The organism is Thermosynechococcus sp. TG215 (assembly GCF_031583455.1).
Lineage (GTDB): Bacteria > Cyanobacteriota > Cyanobacteriia > Thermosynechococcales > Thermosynechococcaceae > Thermosynechococcus.
In genome coordinates this window covers 435,357-457,525 of record NZ_CP134178.1, presented here as the reverse complement: position 1 = coordinate 457,525, position 22,169 = coordinate 435,357, and the positions used below count along the sequence as shown (strand labels likewise).

The 22,169-nt window shown below is 54.0% G+C and carries 12 protein-coding genes, 1 other RNA gene and 1 pseudogene; 13 read left to right on the top strand and 1 reads right to left on the bottom strand.

All coding sequences use genetic code 11. The features are described from left to right. Positions 1 to 44: 44 nt before the first annotated feature. Together RHJ02_RS02100 and RHJ02_RS02095 are read left to right on the top strand one after the other, a co-directional pair. The gene (locus tag RHJ02_RS02100; RefSeq protein WP_310800404.1) at positions 45 to 1,640 is read left to right on the top strand and encodes a DUF6930 domain-containing protein; all 1,596 of its coding nucleotides are present in this window, start codon (positions 45 to 47) and stop codon (positions 1,638 to 1,640) included. 6 nt (positions 1,641 to 1,646) lie between these two features. Beyond that, complete coding sequence (locus RHJ02_RS02095) at positions 1,647 to 2,390, top strand: type 1 glutamine amidotransferase (protein WP_206200864.1); 744 nt, start codon at positions 1,647 to 1,649, stop codon at positions 2,388 to 2,390. Here RHJ02_RS02095 and miaA read toward each other — a convergent pair. Then, a complete protein-coding gene (gene miaA, locus RHJ02_RS02090; protein ID WP_310744745.1) occupies positions 2,369 to 3,271 on the bottom strand; it encodes a tRNA (adenosine(37)-N6)-dimethylallyltransferase MiaA in 903 nt (300 codons plus the stop codon). The genes RHJ02_RS02095 and miaA overlap by 22 nt on opposite strands. A gap of 126 nt (positions 3,272 to 3,397) precedes the next feature. Between miaA and RHJ02_RS13050 the strand changes: the two are divergent. The 11 genes and pseudogenes from RHJ02_RS13050 to RHJ02_RS02040 form a co-directional block, all read left to right on the top strand. Further along, positions 3,398 to 5,788 (top strand): annotated as a pseudogene (locus tag RHJ02_RS13050) (ATP-binding protein); the annotation flags it as partial. Positions 5,789 to 5,809: 21 nt separating this feature from the next. Further along, the gene (locus RHJ02_RS13045) at positions 5,810 to 7,888 is read left to right on the top strand and encodes a helix-turn-helix domain-containing protein (RefSeq protein WP_315863712.1); all 2,079 of its coding nucleotides are present in this window, start codon (positions 5,810 to 5,812) and stop codon (positions 7,886 to 7,888) included. Between the two features lie 37 nt (positions 7,889 to 7,925). Beyond that, positions 7,926 to 8,112, top strand: a non-coding RNA gene (gene ssrS, locus RHJ02_RS02080) — 6S RNA. Between the two features lie 10 nt (positions 8,113 to 8,122). Then, positions 8,123 to 8,722 carry a pseudouridine synthase gene (locus RHJ02_RS02075; protein WP_206200861.1) on the top strand — a complete coding sequence of 200 codons (600 nt, stop codon included), beginning with the start codon at positions 8,123 to 8,125 and terminating at the stop codon, positions 8,720 to 8,722. 91 nt (positions 8,723 to 8,813) lie between these two features. Continuing rightward, positions 8,814 to 9,977: an ABC exporter membrane fusion protein gene (locus RHJ02_RS02070; RefSeq protein WP_206200860.1), complete on the top strand. Its 1,164-nt coding sequence runs from the start codon at positions 8,814 to 8,816 to the stop codon at positions 9,975 to 9,977. Between the two features lie 9 nt (positions 9,978 to 9,986). After that, positions 9,987 to 11,141, top strand: a complete 1,155-nt coding sequence (devC, locus tag RHJ02_RS02065) for an ABC transporter permease DevC (RefSeq protein WP_310743298.1) — start codon at positions 9,987 to 9,989, stop codon at positions 11,139 to 11,141. 9 nt (positions 11,142 to 11,150) lie between these two features. Further along, the gene (locus tag RHJ02_RS02060; protein WP_206200858.1) at positions 11,151 to 11,846 is read left to right on the top strand and encodes a DevA family ABC transporter ATP-binding protein; all 696 of its coding nucleotides are present in this window, start codon (positions 11,151 to 11,153) and stop codon (positions 11,844 to 11,846) included. A gap of 41 nt (positions 11,847 to 11,887) precedes the next feature. Then, the gene (locus RHJ02_RS02055) at positions 11,888 to 12,532 is read left to right on the top strand and encodes a Uma2 family endonuclease (protein WP_206200857.1); all 645 of its coding nucleotides are present in this window, start codon (positions 11,888 to 11,890) and stop codon (positions 12,530 to 12,532) included. Positions 12,533 to 12,767: 235 nt separating this feature from the next. Continuing rightward, positions 12,768 to 16,094, top strand: coding sequence for a DNA-directed RNA polymerase subunit beta (gene rpoB, locus RHJ02_RS02050; RefSeq protein WP_206200856.1), 3,327 nt, complete (start codon positions 12,768 to 12,770; stop codon positions 16,092 to 16,094). Between the two features lie 77 nt (positions 16,095 to 16,171). Continuing rightward, entirely contained in the window at positions 16,172 to 18,040 is a 1,869-nt protein-coding gene (locus RHJ02_RS02045; protein WP_310744742.1) for a DNA-directed RNA polymerase subunit gamma, read from the top strand. Positions 18,041 to 18,059: 19 nt separating this feature from the next. Next, positions 18,060 to 22,040: a DNA-directed RNA polymerase subunit beta'' gene (locus RHJ02_RS02040; RefSeq protein WP_206200854.1), complete on the top strand. Its 3,981-nt coding sequence runs from the start codon at positions 18,060 to 18,062 to the stop codon at positions 22,038 to 22,040. The last annotated feature ends 129 nt before the right edge of the window (positions 22,041 to 22,169 follow it).

Here is a 22,169-nt window from a genome sequence, read left to right as displayed (position 1 = left end):
ATTTGCTAGAGTGGAAAGGTTATCGAATTGGGAGCGATCGCCCTGTGAGCCTACCCGCTGCGACCATCCGTCGTCTGTTGAATGTACCGCAAGTTGCCGCCATTTGGGTCGGTGGTGGCCGCAGTCTAGACAGCGAGAACGGCGAGGTCTTTTGTGCGGCTTGGCTCGATCCCAAGGATCAGGGGGTACGCAGCATGGAGGTGGGTCAGTTTCCACCCACCCCAGAGCAACTGATGCGGCTGTTGGTGCAGGCGATCGAATATCCCCGCCATCCCCAAGCTCAGCCCTGCCGTCCCCACACCATCATCGTTGATGACCGCGAGTTGCAATTTTTTCTGCGCGGTGTGGTGGCTCCCCTCGATATTCAGGTGGAGTATCAAGCCCACATTCCCCTGCTGGCTGAATTTTTTGAATTCATTGCGGCGGAACTCACCAGTGATGATGAAGATATCGAGGTGCTCCCCCCTGAATATGTTTCTCTGTACAAACAGAAAATTAGGGAATTTGCTCAACTGGACATCTGGCGGCGCCTAGACAGTCTTACCCCCCTTAAACTCCACTGCGACGCTTGGGACTCTTCCACCCTCTTTGCGGTACTGGTGAACCCCCAAGGGGCCAACCGTGACTTTGGTCTAATGCTCTACCGCGGGGAGGAGGCACTACGCAACTTTTGGCAGCAGATTGATCAAGAATATCCCTACATTGACGAAGACGATGATGAGCGCTTAGAGGAAACGGTTCTGCGCAACGATTGTCTCTTCTTGAATTTTTCCGAGGTTGACGAAGAGGATTTAGGCAATGATCTCTCTTTTGTCCTCAAGGGGCATCTTTACACCATTGAACCGGGTGTCATCCATCCTTTGGAGGGAATGCGACCCTTTTACGCCCCTGAAGAAGCGGAAATGGTCTATGTGGCAATCGAGGCTCTGATCAAATTCTGGAAAAAGACCAAGAAACAGTTTGAGAAGGAGGAGTGCCCTGAACTAGACCTGAGGTTCAAGATTCCTTCACCCCGCCATTCTGCCCTTAGTTATCAGGTGCACGTGGCAACAGTGCCAGAGATGATGGCAGAAATCAATGGTGACCCTGAGGAGAGCGAATCACAGCACCAGATTCCCATTGATACGGAAGCAATTCCGGGGGAAGCCTATATCCTCTTTAAGTTGTTTCCGCCGAAAGAGCTACAGGAATTACAAGCAGCCGTCTCTTACCATCAACGGGGGGAGATTCCCGAGGCGTTTGAGGGCTATCCCGTGTTGACGATTCAAACCAAAAAAGCCGCAGCGGAGACGCTCGCCGCCAAAATTGCTGAGGAGGGCGGCATTCACCATCTAACGGTCTTTCCCCTCTCAGGTTCCGAGCAAATAGTCATGCTCCTTGCCCAAACCAATGCCAACCATCTTTGGCTTTTGGATACCTTTGACCCCGAAAGTGGTTCGCTGCTCCTCGATTGGATCAAGGAGGTCAATGACCTTGAGGGCGCCTGTGGCCTTGCTGTGGCCTATGGCATGACGGGCAAAACGCGGATGCAGCCAACCCTCAAGCAAATCGTGGGACTTTTTGAAACGTCTCTGGTTTTTAGTTTCGTGGACACCCAACGTCCACCGACCCCTCAGCCCATTGAGATTTCTAAACGCTAGAGAACGGTGAAGTCCCTACGGATTCTACTGCTTCAGGCACGGGGCGATCGCACTACGCAGCAGGAGGAATTGGCAGAATTTATCCGCTTGAGCGGTTTGGCCGCCGAGCAATTTACAGTGCTCAATGGCTTTGAGTGTGCTGACTTTACCCCCGACTGTATTCAAGGCTTTGATGCCCTTTTTATCGGTGGCTCCAGTGATGCCACAGTGCTCAAGCCAGAGATCTATCGCTTTGTACCGCCGGCAATGGACTTAATTTTGGCCTGTATTGAGCAGGAGATCCCCGTGTTGGCCTCCTGCTTTGGCTTTCAATTGGCAGTGCAGGCCTTGGGAGGGCAAGTGATTGTAGATCGCGAGGCCATGGAAATGGGCACCTACCCTTTGTATCTCACCCCAGCAGGGGTTGCGGATCCATTGTTTGCTGGCTTTCCCAATCCCTTTTTGGCCATTTCCGGACATCAGGAGCGCGCCTTGACCCTGCCAGCGGGAGCGACCTTACTGGCCTACAGTGAGTTGTGTCCCTACCATGCCTTTCGCTTGGAGGGCAAGCCCTTTTATGGCTTTCAGTTTCATCCCGAGGTGGACGATCGCGACCTGATTGCCCGCATTAGCCGTTATTGCGATCGCTATCAATTGGGCACTGCCGAACTGGAAAAACTCAAGCAAACAGCCCGTCCTACCCCCTACGCCAATCAGTTGATCCGCCGCTTTGTTGAGGTGGTGCTGGGCTATATTCCCAGTTGTGCTTGAATCTCTGCTAGTTGCTCCTCTAGGGTGGTGGCTTGCAGCCAATGGATGCCGGGTTCTGCCCGAAACCATGTCCGCTGTCGTTTGGCAAATTGTTGGGTGTGCTGTACCGTGAGGGCAATCGCCGCCTCAAGGGTGAGTTCTCCCCGCAGATATTGGCGCATCTCGCGATAGCCCAGTGTATCTAATAGGGGCAGTTCATCACCGTACTGCGCTTGCAGTTGCCGAATTTCATCGAGCCATCCCATGGCCAGCATTTGCTGGGTGCGTTCTTCAATCCGTGCCCGCTGCTGTTGGCGATCGCCCCCTGGCAGGGCAAAGTACCCAATCGGGTAGGGAGGCGGTTCGCGCCGCTGCTGCTGGCTGAGGGGTACCCCCGTTACGTAATAGACTTCCAAAGCCCGCAGGGTACGCACGTGATCGTGGGCATGGATGCGTTGCGCCGCCACAGGATCCACCTGTTGAAGCCATTGATAGCATTCCTGCTGACCCAGCGCCATCAACTGTGCCCGTAGATGTGGTTGCGGTGGGACTTGGGGCATTGTTAGCCCTTGGGTAATACTGCGGATGTACAATCCTGTCCCCCCCACCAAGAGGGGTGTGATCCCTTGGGCGTGGTAGTGGGCAATGAGGGCTTGGGCTTTGGCTTGGTAAATCGCTAGGGTCAAAGTATCGCGGGGGTCACATATATCAATGAGGTGGTGAGGCACCTGCTGTTGCTGGGCGGGGGTGGGCTTGGCGGTGCCAATATCAAAGCCGCGATAGACTTGGCGGGAGTCGGCACTCAAAATCACACTGTTCAATTGCTGCGCGAGGGCGATCGCCAGTGCCGTTTTGCCGGTGGCCGTTGCCCCCCCAATAACAATTAGCCCTGCATCCCCCACTCAAATACAGCCTGAAAATTTCCTAGAATCGCCTATAACCCTTATGTGCTAAAATTTAGGTCAGATTTGACATTTAGGCAAGTGAAGACGCATTTGCCTCGATTCTATAGCAGTTAGGGAGTTGCCATGACCGCCGAGTATTCCTCTGCCCAGTTGCGGGTACTCAAAGGCCTTGAACCCGTACGAACCCGACCGGGGATGTACATCGGCAGCACTGGCCCCAAGGGACTCCACCACTTGGTTTATGAAGTCGTGGACAACTCCGTTGATGAAGCCTTAGCGGGATACTGTTCCACCATTCTAGTTCAGATCAATGCTGATGGCTCCGTCACGGTCACCGACAATGGGCGCGGGATTCCAACGGATATTCACCCCGATACCGGCGTCTCTGGGGTTGAGACGGTGATGACGGTGCTCCACGCCGGGGGCAAGTTTGGCGATGGTGGCTACAAAGTCTCAGGGGGGTTGCACGGTGTGGGTGTCTCTGTGGTCAACGCCCTCTCGGAATGGTTAGAAGTGACGGTGTGGCGCAATGGTTTTGTCCATCATCAGCGCTATGAACGGGGGGTTCCCATTACTCCCCTCGAAAAGACCCCCGATAGTGAGGAACGGCGGGGTACCTCAGTGACCTTCTTTCCTGATCGCCAGATTTTCACAGAAACGATTGAATTTGACGCCAAGGTGCTGATGACACGGCTGCGGGAACTGGCCTATCTCAATGCCGGCATTCGTATTGATTTCAAGGATTTGCGCGTTACGCCCCCCTTGAGTGAAACCTACTGCTATGAAGGCGGTATCCGTGAATATGTTCGCTACATGGTGCAGGAAAAGGAACCCCTTCACCCAGAGATCATCTACATTCAGGGGGAAAAAAACGATGTGCAGGTGGAAGCAGCCCTACAGTGGTGTGCCGATGCCTACAGTGAAAACCTGCTAGGCTTTGCCAATAATATCCGCACCATTGATGGCGGTACCCACATGGAGGGGCTAAAGGCAGTCCTAACGCGGACGCTCAATGCCCTTGGCCGCAAGCGCAATAAACTCAAGGAGGGGGACGCCAATTTGGCGGGGGAAAACATTCGCGAAGGCCTCACCGCCATTATTTCAGTAAAGGTGCCCAACCCTGAATTTGAAGGGCAGACAAAAACCAAACTCGGCAATACCGAAGTACGCGGCATTGTGGATGCCATTGTGGGCGAAGCCCTAACGGAATACCTTGACTTTCATCCGACCGTCACCGACACGATCTTGGAAAAAGCCATCCAAGCCTTTAATGCGGCTGAAGCGGCGCGGCGGGCACGGGAAATGGTACGGCGCAAGTCGGTGCTGGAGTCTTCGACGCTGCCGGGGAAATTGGCGGATTGCAGTTCACGGGATCCCGCTGTCTCGGAAATTTTCATTGTCGAAGGTGATTCTGCGGGTGGCTGCTTTGCTGGTGATACAAAGGTGGCTCTCGCCGATGGCCGTTGCCTCAGTTTTGTGGAGTTAATGGCAGAACAAGCGGCAGGCAAGGAGCATTTTGGCTACACAGTTCGCCACGATGGCACGATTGGTATTGAGCGACTGGTCAACGTCCGCAAAACTAAAACAAATGCTGAAGTCATTAAGCTCACCCTTGACAACGGCGAGGTGATTACCTGCACCCCCGATCACCGTTTCATGCTCCGCAATGGTGAGTATAAAGAGGCACAGGCGTTAACTCCCGATGATTCCCTAATGCCACTTTATCGAAAAGCATCTAGCAGCGCTGATTCGGGAATTACGATCGATGGCTACGAAATGGTTTGGGATCCTCGATCAAATTCTTGGCTGTTTACCCACATGCTTGCAGATTGGTATAACCGCTGGCAAGGAAAATACGCCTTAGAAAGTGGTGAGCATTGTCATCATGTTGACTTCAACAAGCGAAACAATAATCCCACGAATCTGATTCGTCTGTCTGCTGATGCACATCTTGAACTTCATCGCCAGCACATTGATAAAACCTTAGATCATCCTGAAGTTAAGGAGAAGTGCCGTCAGAAGCGGAAAGAAGCACTATCAAAGACCTACTTTGACAAGACAATTAAAGCCCTAAAGAAAATTGAGTTAGAACAAGGTAATATTGATTTAGAGTCTTATCGCGAATATCGTTGCCAAACACGTGATAAGTCGCTCCTACACTTTGAAACTTTCTGTAATCGGTACTTTGATGGCGATTCAAATCGTGCCTTAGAAGCAATCAAAAACTATAACCATCGCATTGTCTCAATTGAGGTTATGGGTGAAAAGATTGATGTTTACGATTTAGAAGTGCCGGGAACCCATAACTTTGCGCTGGCCAGTGGCGTTTTTGTTCACAACAGTGCCAAACAAGGGCGCGATCGCCGCTTCCAAGCAATTTTGCCGCTGCGGGGCAAGATTCTCAACATTGAAAAAACGGATGATGCCAAAATCTACAAGAACAATGAGGTGCAGTCCTTAATTACTGCCATTGGTCTGGGCGTGAAGGGAGAGGAGTTTGATCCTGCCAAGTTGCGCTATCACCGCATCATTATTATGAGTGTGGCCGGGGATGAACCCACCCTTGTTATGAATGCCTACGGCCATGTGGAATTGGTCAAAATTGGCGAGTTTATTGATCAGTGCATTGAGGGGCAACGGATTGCTGAGCACTATCAGGTGATGTCCTTTGATCCCAAGACGGGTCAGACTCGCTTTCAACCCCTGAAGGCAGTGATTCGCCATTCCCATGAAGAGCCAATGTATGCAATTCAAACCCGCTACCATCGCTCCATTAAGGTGACGGCCTCCCACAGTGTCTATGTTTATGAAGACGGTCAGATCAAGTTGAAAAAAGGAAATGAGATTCAAGTGGGCGATCGCCTCGTTGCCAGTCGCCGTTTACCGCGTCCCCCAATTGTTGAGCGCATTGATCTGCTGCACTTGTTTTACCAAGCGGGTCTCACGGAGGGGCTGTATCTCAAGGGGGAAGGTGTCAAAGCCCTGTGTGGCCAACAACTGCTAGCCCGGGTTGAGTGCTCCTCGGAGGGGCAAGAACCGCGTGTTGCCTATGATCCCCAGCTGTGGGAACCCCTACGGCAAGCGCGTCAAGTCCAAGGGCTAAGTCAACAGGCCGTTGCTGCCCAAGTCGGGGTAAACCAAGCCATCACTATTTCCCAATGGGAACGGGGTCAAACCACGCCCACACTGAAGCACTTCCTCAATTATCTAGAGGCCATTCAGTGGCATCAGCCACTCCAATACCAAACGTTGCCGTCGCGGCTTGAGAGGATGCAGCATCAAAGTGACGACAGCAAAAATGCCCCCTACCGCCAAATCAGCGATTATCAGCCCCTCGATAGCTTTACCCTTGCGGAACTAGAGTGCCTCACTGGGGAGGTGCAACTTGTGCCCCATGCCCACCATGACAAAGCTTTTGGCCGATATTTAGAGGTCAATCGGGAGTTATTGTGGTTTTTAGGCTGGTATGTAGCCGAGGGAAGCCTGAGTCAACATCAAGTTAGCCTCAGCTTGGGGCGAAAAGACCAGCCCTTTATCCCTGAACTCTGCCGTACCATTGAAACCCTCTTTGGCGAGTCTCCTCACTGCGATGCTGACCCTGAAAGTCAAGGACAAAAACTCTACTTCCACAGTGTCTTGGCAGCCTGTTTACTCAAAGCCTTGGGGGTGGGGGGCAAAGCCCACGAGAAGTGCCTGCCCTCCTTGGTGTGGCGGGTGCCACTAGAGCTACAGTTGGCCTTTTTGGAGGGGTATTTCCTCGGCGATGGGGCGATCGCCCGCAGCCACATCTCTATGACCACCACTTCTCCTACCCTCAAAGATGGCCTCCTCTACCTGTTTGGTCAGTTGGGCTGGGTAGCAAGCTGGACAACCTTACCAGCAGAAGCAGTGGCGAATTCACAGCTACAAACCCGCCACGAAGTCTATTGCCTCACCCTGAGCGGCAAGCCCCAACTGGAAGCGACGTTGCCCATTTGGCAGCGTCATCCCCACAGTGAATCCCTGAAGGCCTATCTGGCTTTGCCCCACCACAAGCCACTGGCTTTTACCCCTATTAGTAAAGACTTAATAGCACTAGAGGTGACGCAAGTTGCGGAAATTCCACCCGTGGGTGAGTATGTCTATGACTTCTCAGTGGAGGGGGATGAAAACTTTATTTGCGGTGTCGGTGGGTTGTGTGCCCACAATACGGACGCTGATGTGGATGGTTCCCACATTCGCACCTTGTTGCTGACCTTTTTCTATCGCTATCAGCAGGAATTGATTAACCAAGGCTTTGTCTATATTGCCTGCCCACCCCTGTATAAGGTTGAACGCGGGCGACAGCACTTCTATTGCTATAGCGATCGCGAGCTGCAACAGCAGATTGCCGCCTTCCCGGAAAATGCCAACTACACGATCCAGCGCTTTAAGGGTCTCGGGGAAATGATGCCGCAGCAGTTGTGGGAAACGACGATGAACCCAGAGACGCGCATTCTCAAACGGGTGGAAATTGAAGATGCTGCTGAGGCCGATCGCATTTTCACCATCCTCATGGGCGATCGCGTGGCACCTCGTCGCGAATTTATCGAGACCTATGGCCCACAGTTGGCCCTAGAAAACCTCGATATCTAAAGCCAGCCCCCAGAGTAGATGTGCTATAGTAGCTCTAGTTTGGCTGCGACGTTGGTGACTGCCAATATTGTTTTGTGATCTACAATTGCAAAACATTTGGGAATCAACACTGTGGGCGGCAGTAGACTGGCCATTGAGCCAGAAACTTCTAAGTCTACGGTTAGCATTCCCCCCTAGGCTTTACTAGGTCATAAACTGAGGTAAAACGGCGTCGCGGTTAGACTTTTCCTAACCATGAACCATCGCTACATTCTCCTGTATAAGCCCTATCGAGTGCTTTGTCAGTTTCAAGATCAAGAGGGGCGATCGACCCTCAAGAATTATGTTCCCATTCCCGATGTTTATCCCGCAGGGCGATTGGACTATGACAGCGAGGGGCTGGTTCTTCTCACCAACGATGGTTGGTTGCAGCACCGCTTGACGGATCCGCGCTATGGCCATCCGCGTACCTACTGGGTACAGGTAGAAGGTGAACCCAACCCCGCAGCTCTGACGCAGTTGGCCGAAGGCGTTGTCATCCAAGGCTGTCGCACGCGACCTGCGGTTGTCCAGGTACTGGCACAGGAACCCCCTTTACCACCTAGGGAACCACCCATTCGTTATCGTCGTTCTATTCCTACCCACTGGCTAAGTCTAACGTTGCGGGAAGGTCGCAATCGCCAAGTCCGCCGCATGACGGCTGCGGTAGGGTTACCCACGCTGCGCTTGGTACGCGTGGCGATCGCCAATCTGCAATTGAGTGGCCTTGCCCCCGGAGAATGGCGCGAGGTTCTGCCCCAAGAACGGCAAGCCCTTTGGCAAGCCTGTGGTCGGCGACCGCCTCGACTTGCTTAGCACTTAGCATTCCTTAATAACCGAGGGCGTCTATATTAAGATGAGGTAACACTTGTTATTTTTGACTGCACTGCATTCACGAGGTCGTCCCATGGGACAGCCGTTTCTCAGCAAAGTTGGTCGTCCATGGCTGATCGGGGGGGCGATCGCCATCGGATTAGGCAGCTTGGCATTCAGTTTGAACTATTGGCAGCAACGTCAACGGGTCAATGAAGAACAGACAATTCAGGCAGCCCTTGCTAATCCCATGAGCGATCGCATTACCGCCTTGGGTCGATTGGAACCCGAAGGGGAAGTTGTGGCCGTCAGTGCTCCCTCAATGACCGAACGGCTAGGGCAGTTGTTAGTGCGCGAGGGCGATCGCGTGGTGGCCGGTCAACCCCTTGCCTATTTAGATACCTATCCGGAGCGCAAAGCCGAACGCGATTTGGCGGTCAGTCAGTTGCAGGAAGCCCGCTTGCGCTATGAGGCCGAAACCCGCCTCGCCCTTGCTCAAATTGCCGAAGCCGAGCGGCGGCGCGATCGCGCCAATGAACCGGCCATTGCTGCCATTCAAGCCCAGCAGGCTACGATTCAACGCATTCAAGCGGAACTCGAGACCGCCAACCGCGAATATCAGCGTTTTGCCCAACTTTTTGCCAATGGGGCAGTGTCGCAACAGGATCTCGACGATCGCACGGTTCGCGTCCGGAGCTTACAGGAAGAATTACGCAACGCCCAAGCCAACCTTGTTCGCCTACAGGAGGAACGGCGTACGGAACTTGCCACCGCCACTGCTCAGATCGAAGCCGCCCAAGCCAATCTGGGACGGGTACAAACCCAAGTGCAGCTCCTCTCAGCGGAACGGAATCTGCAACTGGCGGAAGCCCGCCTTGAGCGCACCATTATTCGCGCCCCCCGCAATGGTCGGGTGCTGCGGATTCACACCAGAGCCGGCGAAACCATCAATGAACGCGGGATTCTCGAACTGGGCAACACCGATCAAATGTATGCCGTTGCTGAAGTCTATGAAACCGATGTTCCCCGTGTGCGGGTGGGTCAGCCCGCGGAAATTCGCAGTCGTGCCTTGAAGGCCCCCATTACCGGCCGCGTGGCGCAAGTGGGTTTGGTGGTGGCCAAGAATGACGTGACTGATACGGATCCAGCCGCAAAAACCGATGCGCGGGTTGTGGAAGTGAAAATTCGCCTTGACAACAGTGAGCCGGTGGCGGGTCTAACCAATATGCAAGTGGAAATTGCCATTGATCCGCGCTGAGGTTCAAGGATGATTTTTGCAATTCCCTTAGCTTGGCTACAACTGATTCGAGAGCGCATTCGGCTCTTGGTGGCGATCGCGGGCATTGCCTTTGCAGTGGTGCTGATGCTGATGCAGTTTGGCTTTCGCGATGCCCTCTTTAAGGCGGCAGTGCGCTTCCACGAGAGCTTAAACACCGATATTGTCCTCATTAGTCCCCAATCGACGGCGCTGATTGCCATGCGCAGCTTCCCGCGGCGGCGACTCTACCAAGCAGCGGGCTTTGAAGGGGTCGAGTCGGTTTCTCCCCTCTACCTGAGTTTTGGTCTCTGGCGCAATCCCATTAACAAAAGTACTCGCCAACTGATGGTGATTGGCGTCGATCCGCTGGCGGTGTCCATTGCCGTATCCGATACCCCCCACTGGCAAGATGCGATTAAGCTAGCGGACCATGTTCTTTTTGATGCCCAATCCCGCGCTGAGTTTGGCCCGATTCCTGAGCTATACCGCCAGGGGGAAGAGGTCACGACCGAAGTCTCTGGCCGCAAAATCACCGTGGCAGGCTTGTTTCGCATGGGAGCCAACTTTGGTGCCGATGGTAATTTGCTCACGAGTGATTTGAACTTTTTGCGCCTTTTCCCCGAACGTCATCCGGGGCTGATCGATGTGGGTTTAGTACGGGTGCAGCCGGGGGTGAATACGAAAGCATTGGCACGGCGGATGAATGCTTCCCTCGGCAATGATGTACTGGTGATGACCCGTGAGGAGTTTGCTGAGTTTGAGCGCAGTTATTGGGAAAAGAGTACCTCCATTGGCTTTATTTTCTCCCTTGGTGCCCTGATGGGATTTATCGTTGGCTCCGTGATTGTCTATCAAATTCTCTACACCGATGTCACGGATCACTTGGCGGAGTATGCCACCCTCAAGGCCATGGGCTACCGCGATATCTTCTTCTATGGCGTGGTCATGCAGGAGTCCTTGATTCTCTCCTGTATGGGCTATGTTCCAGGCTTTATCGTGTCATTTTTACTCTACATCCTGATTGCCAGAGCCACGTCACTGCCAGTGTGGATGACCGTAGAGCGCGCCAGTTTGGTCTTTACCCTCACGGTCTTAATGTGTACCCTTTCGGGAGCGATCGCCATGCGGCGGATCCAAGCAGCTGATCCTGCCGATATTTTCTAGGATGGTGTTATGGAGCCAGTGATCCACATTCAAGGCCTCAATCACTACTTTGGTCAGGGGCAACTGCGCAAGCAAATTCTCTTTGATCTCTGCGCTCGCATTGAGGCGGGTGAAATTGTGATCATGACGGGGCCTTCGGGGTCAGGGAAAACCACACTGTTAACCCTGATCGGTGCCTTGCGATCGGCACAAGAGGGCAGTCTGCGGGTTCTGGGTCAGGAGCTACGCAATGCCACAAAAGAGCAGCAGATTCAAATTCGGCGGCAAACGGGCTACATCTTCCAAGGACACAATCTGCTCCATGCCTTGACGGCTCGCCAAAATGTGCAAATGGCGCTGGATTTGCAACCCCACCTCAGTCCACAGGAAGTTCGAGAGCGGGTGGAAGCCATGCTCTGTGCCGTTGGCCTTGGAGAGCGCCTTGACTACTATCCCCATGAACTTTCGGGGGGGCAAAAGCAACGGGTGGCGATTGCCCGCGCTCTCGTGGGACATCCCAAAATTGTCCTTGCCGATGAACCGACGGCTGCCCTCGATAAAAAATCCGGTCGCGATGTGGTGGAAATTATGCGTACCCTTGCCCGCGAACAGGGCTGCACCATTTTAATTGTGACCCACGATAACCGTATTCTTGATGTCGCCGATCGCATTATTCACATGGAAGATGGCCGCCTCTCAGAAACCACAATTGGCCTTTCCGCCTAGCCTAGAATAGAGGCAAGCAGTGCAGGGCAAATCCGCTGATCATGTTTGCAGCTCCGCAGGGGACAGTGCCAATGTTGGAGAGTGGCGATCGCCTCAGTCGCGAGGCCTTTGAGCGCCTATATGCCCAATGTCCCCATATTAAAAAAGCTGAACTCATTAACGGAGTCGTGTACGTGGCCTCCCCTGTGCGGGTGAATTCCCACAGCCGTCCCCACAGTCTCGTCATGGGCTGGTTGATGGCCTTTGAAGTGGCAACAGCCAACGTCATGGTGCTCGATAATGCCACCGTCCGCTTAGATGCCCAAACAGTGGTGCAACCCGATGCCCTGCTGCGCCTTGTCAATGGCACCTCCCGTATCAGCGAGGATGATTATCTTGAAGGGGCGCCTGAACTCATTGTCGAAATTGCCAGTAGCAGTGCCGCCTACGATCTCCACGACAAACTAGAGGTTTATTGTCGCTGTGGGGTTCAGGAATACTTGGTCTGGGTGGTACGGGAGCAGGATTTTCACTGGTATCTCAGGGAAGGAACAAGCTACCGCCGTCAAGCGCCCGATGACCACGGCATTTTTCGCAGTGGGCACTTCTCTGGATTGTGGCTACACTGGCCAGCCCTAAGAGACGGTCATTTAACGCTTGTTTTGGAAACCCTGCACACAGGATTGAAGTTGCAGCAAACCCCATAACTATTAGTGAACTGTCGCTTAACTGTAAGAACTCTGTGCTATGGTCATAGGTAGCGGCTTGCAAGCGCGGCAGTGGCACTTGTCAACTCTTCTCGTTTCCAACAGCTTCATCTTGCCAGAGGTCTCCGGCGGCAGTGTTTGCCGTAAGCGGAGTTTTTGGTGTGCTTGACAGGGCAACGCCTCTTCATTTAAGATGCAAGATCCGCGTTTTAGCGATACCCTCTAGAGGATATACATGGCTAGTAATCAGATTTACACGCCACCCGCTTTTACCTTGCCAGACCTTGTCGAGATTCAGCGGGCCAGCTTCCGATGGTTTCTGGAAGAAGGACTCATTGAAGAGCTAGAGAGTTTCTCCCCCATTACTGATTATACCGGCAAAATTGAGTTGCACTTTTTGGCCAAGGACTACCGACTCAAGGAGCCGAAGTATAGCGTCGATGAGGCCAAGCGGCGGGATGCTACCTACTCAATGCAAATGTATGTCCCGACTCGCCTCATTAACAAAGAAAACGGCAATATCATTGACCAAGATGTGTTCATCGGCGATCTGCCCCTGATGACCGATCGCGGCACGTTTATTATCAATGGTGCAGAGCGCGTCATTGTCAACCAGATTGTCCGCAGTCCTGGTGTTTACTACAAATCAGAAACCGACAAAAATGGTCGCCGTACCTACAATGCCAGCCTGATTCCTAACCGAGGGGCTTGGCTGAAGTTTGAAACCGACAAGAATGATTTGCTGTGGGTGCGCATTGACAAAACCCGCAAGCTTTCAGCCCATGTTCTCCTCAAGGCCTTGGGGTTAACCGATAGCGAAATTCTAGAGCGGCTGCGTCACCCCGAGTACTACCAAAAAACTGTTGAAAAAGAAGGCAAATTCTCCGAAGAAGACGCCCTCATTGAATTGTACAAAAAACTACGCCCAGGGGAGCCGCCCACGGTTTCAGGGGGACAACAGCTTCTGGAGTCGCGCTTCTTTGATCCCAAACGCTATGACCTTGGCCGGGTGGGTCGCTATAAGCTCAACCGCAAGTTGCAGCTGAATATTCCCGACTCGGTACGCATCCTCACCCCAGAAGATATTCTTGCGGCCATTGATTATCTAATTAACCTCGAGTTTGATCTGGGCACGATTGATGACATTGACCACTTGGGCAACCGCCGCGTCCGTTCTGTGGGTGAATTGCTGCAAAACCAAGTGCGCGTTGGCCTCAATCGCCTAGAGCGGATTATCCGCGAGCGGATGACGGTGTCTGACACGGATTCTTTGACGCCCACTTCGCTGGTGAATCCGAAGCCATTGGTGGCGGCCATTAAGGAATTCTTTGGCTCTAGCCAGCTTTCCCAATTCATGGATCAAACCAACCCCCTCGCGGAACTCACCCATAAACGGCGCTTGAGTGCCCTAGGCCCTGGGGGTCTCACCCGTGAACGGGCGGGCTTTGCGGTGCGGGATATTCACCCGAGTCACTATGGTCGCATTTGCCCCATTGAAACCCCTGAAGGCCCCAACGCTGGGTTGATTGGTTCCTTGGCGACCCATGCCCGCGTCAATGAATATGGCTTTATTGAGACGCCTTTCTATCCAGTGGAAAATGGTCGGGTGCTGAAGGATCGCCCCCCCATCTACATGACCGCTGACGAAGAGGATGATAAGCGGGTGGCGCCGGGAGACGTGCCCACCGATGAAAACGGCTACATCCTTGGGGATGTGGTGCCGGTACGCTATCGTCAAGATTTCACCACCACCACCCCCGATCAGGTGGACTACGTGGCAGTTTCGCCAGTACAGATTATCTCTGTGGCCACCTCGCTGATTCCCTTCCTAGAGCACGATGACGCCAACCGTGCCCTCATGGGATCCAACATGCAGCGGCAGGCAGTCCCCCTGTTGCGACCGCACCGTCCCTTAGTGGGTACAGGTCTAGAGGCTCAGGCAGCACGGGACTCTGGGATGGTGATTCTCAGCCAGACCAATGGTGTGGTCACCTATGTGGATGCCAATCAAATTCGCGTCAAAACCGATAACGGCCCTGAGATGACCTACACGCTGCAAAAGTACCAGCGCTCCAACCAAGATACTTGCTTGAATCAACGACCGATTGTCTTTGTCGGCGATCGCGTGCAGGCAGGACAAGTGATTGCTGATGGCTCCGCCACTGAGGGGGGCGAACTAGCCCTTGGCCAAAACATCCTTGTGGCCTATATGCCTTGGGAAGGCTACAACTACGAAGACGCCATCCTGATCAGCGAGCGGCTAGTTCAAGAGGATGTCTATACCTCCATCCACATTGAGAAGTACGAGATCGAGGCGCGGCAAACCAAACTTGGACCAGAGGAAATTACCCGCGAAGTGCCCAACGTGTCCGAGGATGCCTTGCGACAGTTAGATGAAAACGGCATTATCCGCATCGGTGCCTTTGTCGAGGCGGGCGATATTCTCGTTGGTAAAGTCACCCCCAAAGGGGAATCGGATCAGCCCCCCGAAGAAAAACTCCTGCGTGCCATCTTTGGTGAAAAGGCGCGGGATGTGCGGGATAACTCCCTGCGGGTGCCCAATGGTGAAAAAGGGCGCGTTGTCGATGTGCGCGTCTTTACCCGTGAGCAGGGAGATGAACTACCCCCCGGTGCCAATATGGTGGTGCGGGTCTATGTGGCCCAGAAGCGCAAAATTCAGGTAGGGGACAAAATGGCCGGCCGCCACGGCAATAAGGGGATTATTTCCCGCATTCTCCCTGTGGAGGATATGCCCTTCCTGCCCGATGGTCGCCCCGTGGATATTGTCCTCAATCCCTTGGGGGTGCCTTCACGGATGAATGTGGGGCAAGTCTATGAGTGTTTGCTGGGCTGGGCTGGGGAGTGCCTTGGTCGTCGGTTCAAAATTACTCCCTTTGATGAAATGCACGGCAAGGAAAAATCCCGCGAAACCGTCCATGCCAAGCTACAAGAGGCCAAAGAAGTCACGGGTCAAGATTGGGTCTTTAATCCTGAGGATCCGGGCAAAATGGTCGTCTATGATGGCCGCACCGGTGAACCCTTTGACCGGCCAGTGACGGTGGGGATGGCCTATATGCTGAAGCTCGTGCACTTGGTGGACGATAAGATCCACGCCCGCTCCACAGGGCCTTACTCTTTGGTTACTCAACAGCCCCTCGGTGGTAAAGCCCAGCAAGGGGGTCAGCGCTTTGGCGAAATGGAGGTGTGGGCATTGGAGGCCTATGGTGCCGCCTATATTCTCCAAGAGTTGCTGACGGTCAAGTCCGATGATATGCAAGGACGCAATGAAGCCCTCAATGCCATTGTTAAAGGGCAATCCATTCCACGACCGGGCACGCCAGAGTCCTTCAAGGTGCTGATGCGGGAGCTGCAATCCCTGTGCTTGGATATTTCCGTGCGCAAGGCCAGTATTCCCAGCTTTGATGACGATGGCGAAATGAAACCTGACCCCGAGGTGGATTTGATGGTGGATGTCAGCCCTCGCCGTACCCCGGCACGACCCACAATTGACTACAGTGCCCTCGACGACACGGACGACAAAGAAGGGGCAACGACATTCTAAACACTTAGAACTGAGTCAGCTTGTTTGGGGGGCGATCGCCCCCTTGATCCATTCACCGCCAAAGGATTTGTGAGTTTATGCCCAGAATCGAGCAACGCTTTGATTATGTAAAAGTGTCTCTCGCGTCACCGGAGCGCATCATCCAATGGGGGCAGCGCACGCTCCCCAACGGTCAAGTGGTGGGCGAGGTGACTAAACCAGAAACCATTAACTATCGCACCCTCAAGCCGGAGATGGACGGCCTCTTCTGCGAGCGGATTTTTGGTCCTGCTAAGGATTGGGAGTGCCACTGCGGTAAATACAAGCGGGTGCGCCATCGTGGCATTGTCTGCGAACGTTGTGGCGTTGAAGTCACCGAATCGCGGGTGCGCCGCCATCGCATGGGCTACATTAAGTTGGCTGCCCCAGTGACCCATGTCTGGTATCTGAAGGGGATTCCCAGCTACATGGCGATCCTGCTGGATATGCCCCTGCGGGATGTAGAGCAAATTGTCTATTTCAACTCCTATGTAGTGCTAGATCCGGGCAATCACCCCGGTCTCAGCTACAAGCAGCTCCTAAGCGAAGATCAGTGGCAGGAAATTGAAGAAGAGATCTACAGCGAAGACTCGGAGCTAGAGGGTATTGAGGTGGGTATTGGGGCTGAAGCCATTCAACGCCTGCTTCAGAATTTAGATCTGCAAGGGGAGGCCGACCAACTGCGGCAGGAAATCCTCAACTCCAAGGGGCAAAAACGCGCCAAGCTGATCAAACGGCTGCGGGTCATTGACAACTTCATTGCCACTGGAGCAAAGCCGGAGTGGATGGTTTTGACGGTCATTCCCGTGATTCCACCGGATCTGCGGCCAATGGTGCAGTTAGATGGCGGGCGTTTTGCCACCTCTGACCTTAATGACCTGTACCGCCGCGTCATTAACCGCAACAACCGCCTTGCCCGCCTGCAAGAGATTCTCGCCCCCGAGATTATTGTGCGGAATGAGAAGCGCATGCTTCAAGAGGCGGTGGATGCCCTGATTGATAATGGTCGTCGCGGTCGTACGGTAGTGGGCGCCAATAACCGTCCCCTGAAGTCCCTTTCCGACATTATTGAGGGGAAACAGGGTCGCTTCCGCCAAAACCTGCTGGGGAAACGGGTGGACTACTCCGGTCGTTCGGTGATTGTGGTGGGGCCAAAACTGCAAATGCACCAGTGCGGCCTGCCTCGGGAAATGGCCATTGAACTCTTCCAGCCCTTTGTGATTCACCGCTTGATTCGCCAACAAATTGTCAACAACATTAAGGCAGCAAAGCGGATGATCCAGCGCAATGACCCCCAAATTTGGGATGTGCTGGAGGAGGTGATTGAGGGTCACCCCGTGCTGCTCAACCGGGCGCCGACCCTCCACCGTTTGGGGATTCAGGCCTTTGAGCCGATTCTGGTGGAAGGGCGTGCCATTCAACTGCACCCCTTGGTGTGTCCTGCCTTCAACGCGGACTTTGACGGTGACCAAATGGCGGTGCACGTGCCCCTCTCGATTGAGGCTCAAGCGGAGGCGCGGATGCTGATGCTAGCCTCAAATAATATTCTGTCGCCGGCCACGGGCAAGCCGATTATTACTCCCAGCCAAGACATGGTTTTGGGTTGCTATTACTTGACGGCAGAAAATCCGAAGCTGCCAGATTATAGCGATCGCTACTATGCCAACTTCCAAGACGTGGTCATGGCCTACGAACAGGGACACTTGCCGCTCCATGCCTTTGTCTGGGTGCGCTACGACGGTGAGGTGGACGATGGTGATACCAGTGAACCTCAGATTACGACCTATGAAGATGGTTCCCGTTTACTGGAGTATTCCCTGCGGCGGGTCAAGGAGGATGCTAACGGTCAACTGATTTCCCAATACATCCGCACCACCCCCGGTCGCATCATCTACAACCAAACGATTCAAGAAGCCCTAGCCAGTTAATTTGGGAGACCCCAACACCATGACTGAGAAAAAGCCTGTTTTCTTTAACCGCATCATTGACAAAAAAGGCTTGCGGAACCTAATTGCTTGGTCGTTTAGCAACTTTGGCACCGCCCGCACAGCGGAAATGGCCGACAAAGTCAAAGACCTTGGCTTTCGCTATGCCACCCGCGCCGGTGTCTCCATCAGTGTTGATGACCTGCTCGTGCCCCCGAAAAAACAGGAACTCCTCGAAGCTGCTGAAAAGGAAATTAAAACCGCTCAAGAGCGCTACTCGCGGGGTGAAATTACGGAGGTAGAACGCTTCCAGAAGGTGATTGACACTTGGAACACCACCAACGAAGAACTGAAAAACGAGGTGGTGCGGCACTTCCGTAATACTGATGTCCTCAACTCCGTGTATATGATGGCCTTCTCGGGGGCACGGGGGAACCTCTCGCAGGTGCGCCAGTTGGTGGGAATGCGGGGGTTAATGGCCAATCCCCAAGGGGAAATCATTGACCTGCCGATTAAAACCAACTTCCGCGAAGGGCTGACGGTGACGGAGTACATTATCTCCTCCTACGGTGCGCGTAAAGGACTGGTGGATACAGCACTGCGGACGGCGGACTCCGGTTACCTGACCCGGCGCTTGGTGGATGTCTCTCAAGATGTGATTATCCGCGAAGAGGATTGTGAAACGGAGCGGGGCATTACGCTGCGCAGTATGACGGTGGGGGATAAGGTACTGGCGCTAGAGGATCGGCTTTTGGGTCGAGTGGTGCTCAATGATGTCTGCCATCCGGAAACGGGCGAAGTGCTGGTGGCCAAAAATCAAGCCATCTCTGCTGATCTAGCGAAGAAAATTGTTGATGCGGGTATCGAAGAAGTAGTGGTGCGATCGCCCCTCACCTGCGAGGCCACTGGCTCTGTGTGTCGTCTCTGCTACGGCTGGAGCCTTGCCCATGCCCAACTGGTGGATATGGGGGAAGCCGTAGGGATTATTGCGGCTCAATCCATTGGTGAACCTGGTACGCAGTTGACCATGCGCACATTCCACACCGGTGGGGTGTTTACGGGGGAAGTGGCTCGCCAAGAACGCGCTCCCTTTGCTGGCACGGTGGAGTACGGCAAGAAATTACGGGTACGTCCCTACCGCACTCGTCACGGGGATGATGCCTTTATTGTCGAAACCGCTGGCAAGCTTGTGATCAAAGGTGGTCAGCAAAGCCAAGAATTTGACCTCTCCCAAGGGTCAATTGTGCTAGTGGCAGAGGGTGAAACCGTTGAAGCGGGTCAATTGTTGGCGGAAGTGGCGCAGGCCTCCCGCAGTGTCCGCAAGTCCACGGAGAAAGTGACCAAGGATGTGGCCTCGGATTTGGCGGGTCAAGTGAAGTTCGTCAACCTCGAAGCAGAGGAGAAGCGCGATCGCCAAGGCACCACAACGCGCATTGCCCCCAAAGGTGGCTTGATTTGGGTACTGTCTGGGGAAGTCTATAACCTGCCCCCCGGTGCGGAGCCAGTGGTGAAAAATGGCGATCGCATTGAAGCCGGAGCCGTGCTGGCAGAAACCACGGTGAAAACCGAGCATGGCGGTGTCGTGCGTCTCCCTGAGCAACAGGACAGCAAAGGCGGTCGCGAGGTGGAAATTATTACTGCCTCGGTGATGCTCGATAAAGCCAAGGTGCTCAAAGAAACCCAGCAGGGACGCGAGCATTACATTATTGAAACCGCCACTGGTCAGCGCTTCTCCTTGAAAGCTGCCCCCGGTACGAAAGTCGCCAATGGTCAAGTGGTGGCCGAACTCATTGACGATCGCTACCACACCACGACTGGCGGTATCCTCAAATATGCCGACATTGAAGTGGCCAAAAAAGGCAAAGCCAAGCAGGGCTACGAAGTCCTCAAGGGGGGGACGCTCCTGTGGATTCCCGAAGAAACCCATGAGGTCAATAAAGACATCTCGCTGCTCATGGTCGAGGACAACCAATACGTCGAAGCAGGGACGGAGGTTGTCAAGGACATCTTCTGTCAAAACAGCGGTGTCGTCGAAGTCATCCAGAAAAACGACATCCTGCGGGAAATTATTATCAAGCCCGGCGAACTGCACCTTGTGGATGATCCGGAAGCCGCGCGGCTGAAGCATGGTGTGTTGGCGCGTCCGGGTGAAGAGGTACTCCCCGGCCTTGTGGTCGAAACCCTCTCGCAAGTGGATTATCTGGAGGACACTCCCGAAGGACCAGCGATTCTGCTGCGCCCCGTTCAAGAATTTAGCGTGCCTGATGAGCCATCGGTACCCAGCCAAGACTCCAGTGATAGCTCAGGACAGTCCATTCGCCTGCGGGCTGTGCAGCGGTTGCCCTACAAACACGATGAGCGAGTTAAGTCCGTTGATGGCGTTGATCTGCTGCGGACACAGTTAGTCCTTGAAATTGGCAGCGAAGCCCCCCAACTGGCTGCTGACATTGAAATTGTGACGGATGAGGTGGATCCAGAAGCCCAGCGCCTCCAACTGGTGATTCTGGAATCCTTGGTGATTCGCCGTGACATTGCTGCCGATCAAACCCAAGGCAGTACGTTTACTTCCCTCTTGGTCAAGGATGGCGATCACATTGGCCCCGGTGCCGTGATTGCCCGCACGGACATCAAAGCCAAGCAGGCAGGTGAAGTGCAGGGAATCTTGCGCAGTGGGGAATCGGTTCGCCGTATTCTGGTCGTTACTGAGAGCGATCGCCTGCGGATCGAGACCAACGGGGCTAAACCCACGGTCAAAGTTGGCGATCTCGTGCGTCCCGGCGATGAACTGGCCAAGGGGGTGACTGCCCCAGAAACAGCAGCGGTCATGGCGGTGGCCGATGAGCACGTGATCCTGCGCTTAGCTCGTCCCTACCTTGTCTCGCCGGGGGCAGTGCTGCAAATTGAGGACGGTGACCTTGTGCAGCGCGGGGATAACCTCGCCCTGTTGGTGTTTGAGCGGGCGAAAACGGGGGACATTATTCAGGGGTTACCTCGGATTGAAGAACTCCTTGAAGCGCGCCATCCTAAGGAAAAATGCGTGCTGGCTGTGCGCCCCGGCACCTGTCAAGTCACCTACAACAGTGATGACAGCGTAGATATCAAAGTCATTGAAGAGGATGGCACGATTCAGGAATACCCTGTCCTGCCGGGTCAAAACCCCTTGGTGGTGGATGGTCAAAAGGTCAATCTCGCTGACCCCCTCACCGATGGCCCTGTGGATCCCCACGACATCCTCTCCATTTACTTTGAGTACTACAAACCCCAAGGGTTGCTCAAAGCCGCCCAAATTAGCCTTGAGAAGGTGCAATCCTTCTTGGTCAATGAGGTGCAGTCGGTGTATCTCACCCAAGGGATTGAGATTGCCGATAAACACATTGAGGTGGTCGTCCGCCAGATGACCTCGAAAGTACGGATTGATGATGCCGGCGATACAATCGTTCTCTCTGGGGAACTCATGAGTCTGCGCCAAGCGGAGCAAGCCAACGAACCCATGGCACTCACCGGTGGTGCACCTGCCCAATATACCCCTGTCCTCTTGGGGATTACCAAGGCTTCGCTGAATACCGATAGCTTTATTTCAGCCGCCAGTTTCCAAGAGACAACACGGGTACTCACGGAAGCAGCCATTGAAGGCAAGTCCGATTGGCTGCGGGGACTCAAGGAAAACGTCATCATTGGCCGTCTCATCCCAGCGGGCACCGGCTTCAACAGCTACGAGGAAAGTAGCAACGGCGACGAAGAGTGGGAAGAGGGTGAAGATCGCTTGGGTCAAACCCACGTTATCAGCCCTGAACCCGAACCCCCCTCAATGACGGTCAATGTGACCGCTGACCTCGGTGAGGATGTCCTCATTGACGATGAAACGGCGCCCCACGTGATTGAAAAAATCACTGGACGGACTCGCGATTTTGAATTCGCCAGTAGTGATGCTGACGATGAAGAGGACGAACTCCTAGACGAGGACGATGACTATGGGGAGGAAGAGGAGGATGACGCCTTTTAACTAAAACTCCCTTGACTAAAGAAGGCTACGGTAAAGGTGAGCACCTAATCTAGGAGCAAGCGATGGGTGCACTTGCCGTAGCTTTTTTTGGTCTCAGGTCGCAGATCATGCCCAACACCGCCGAACGTT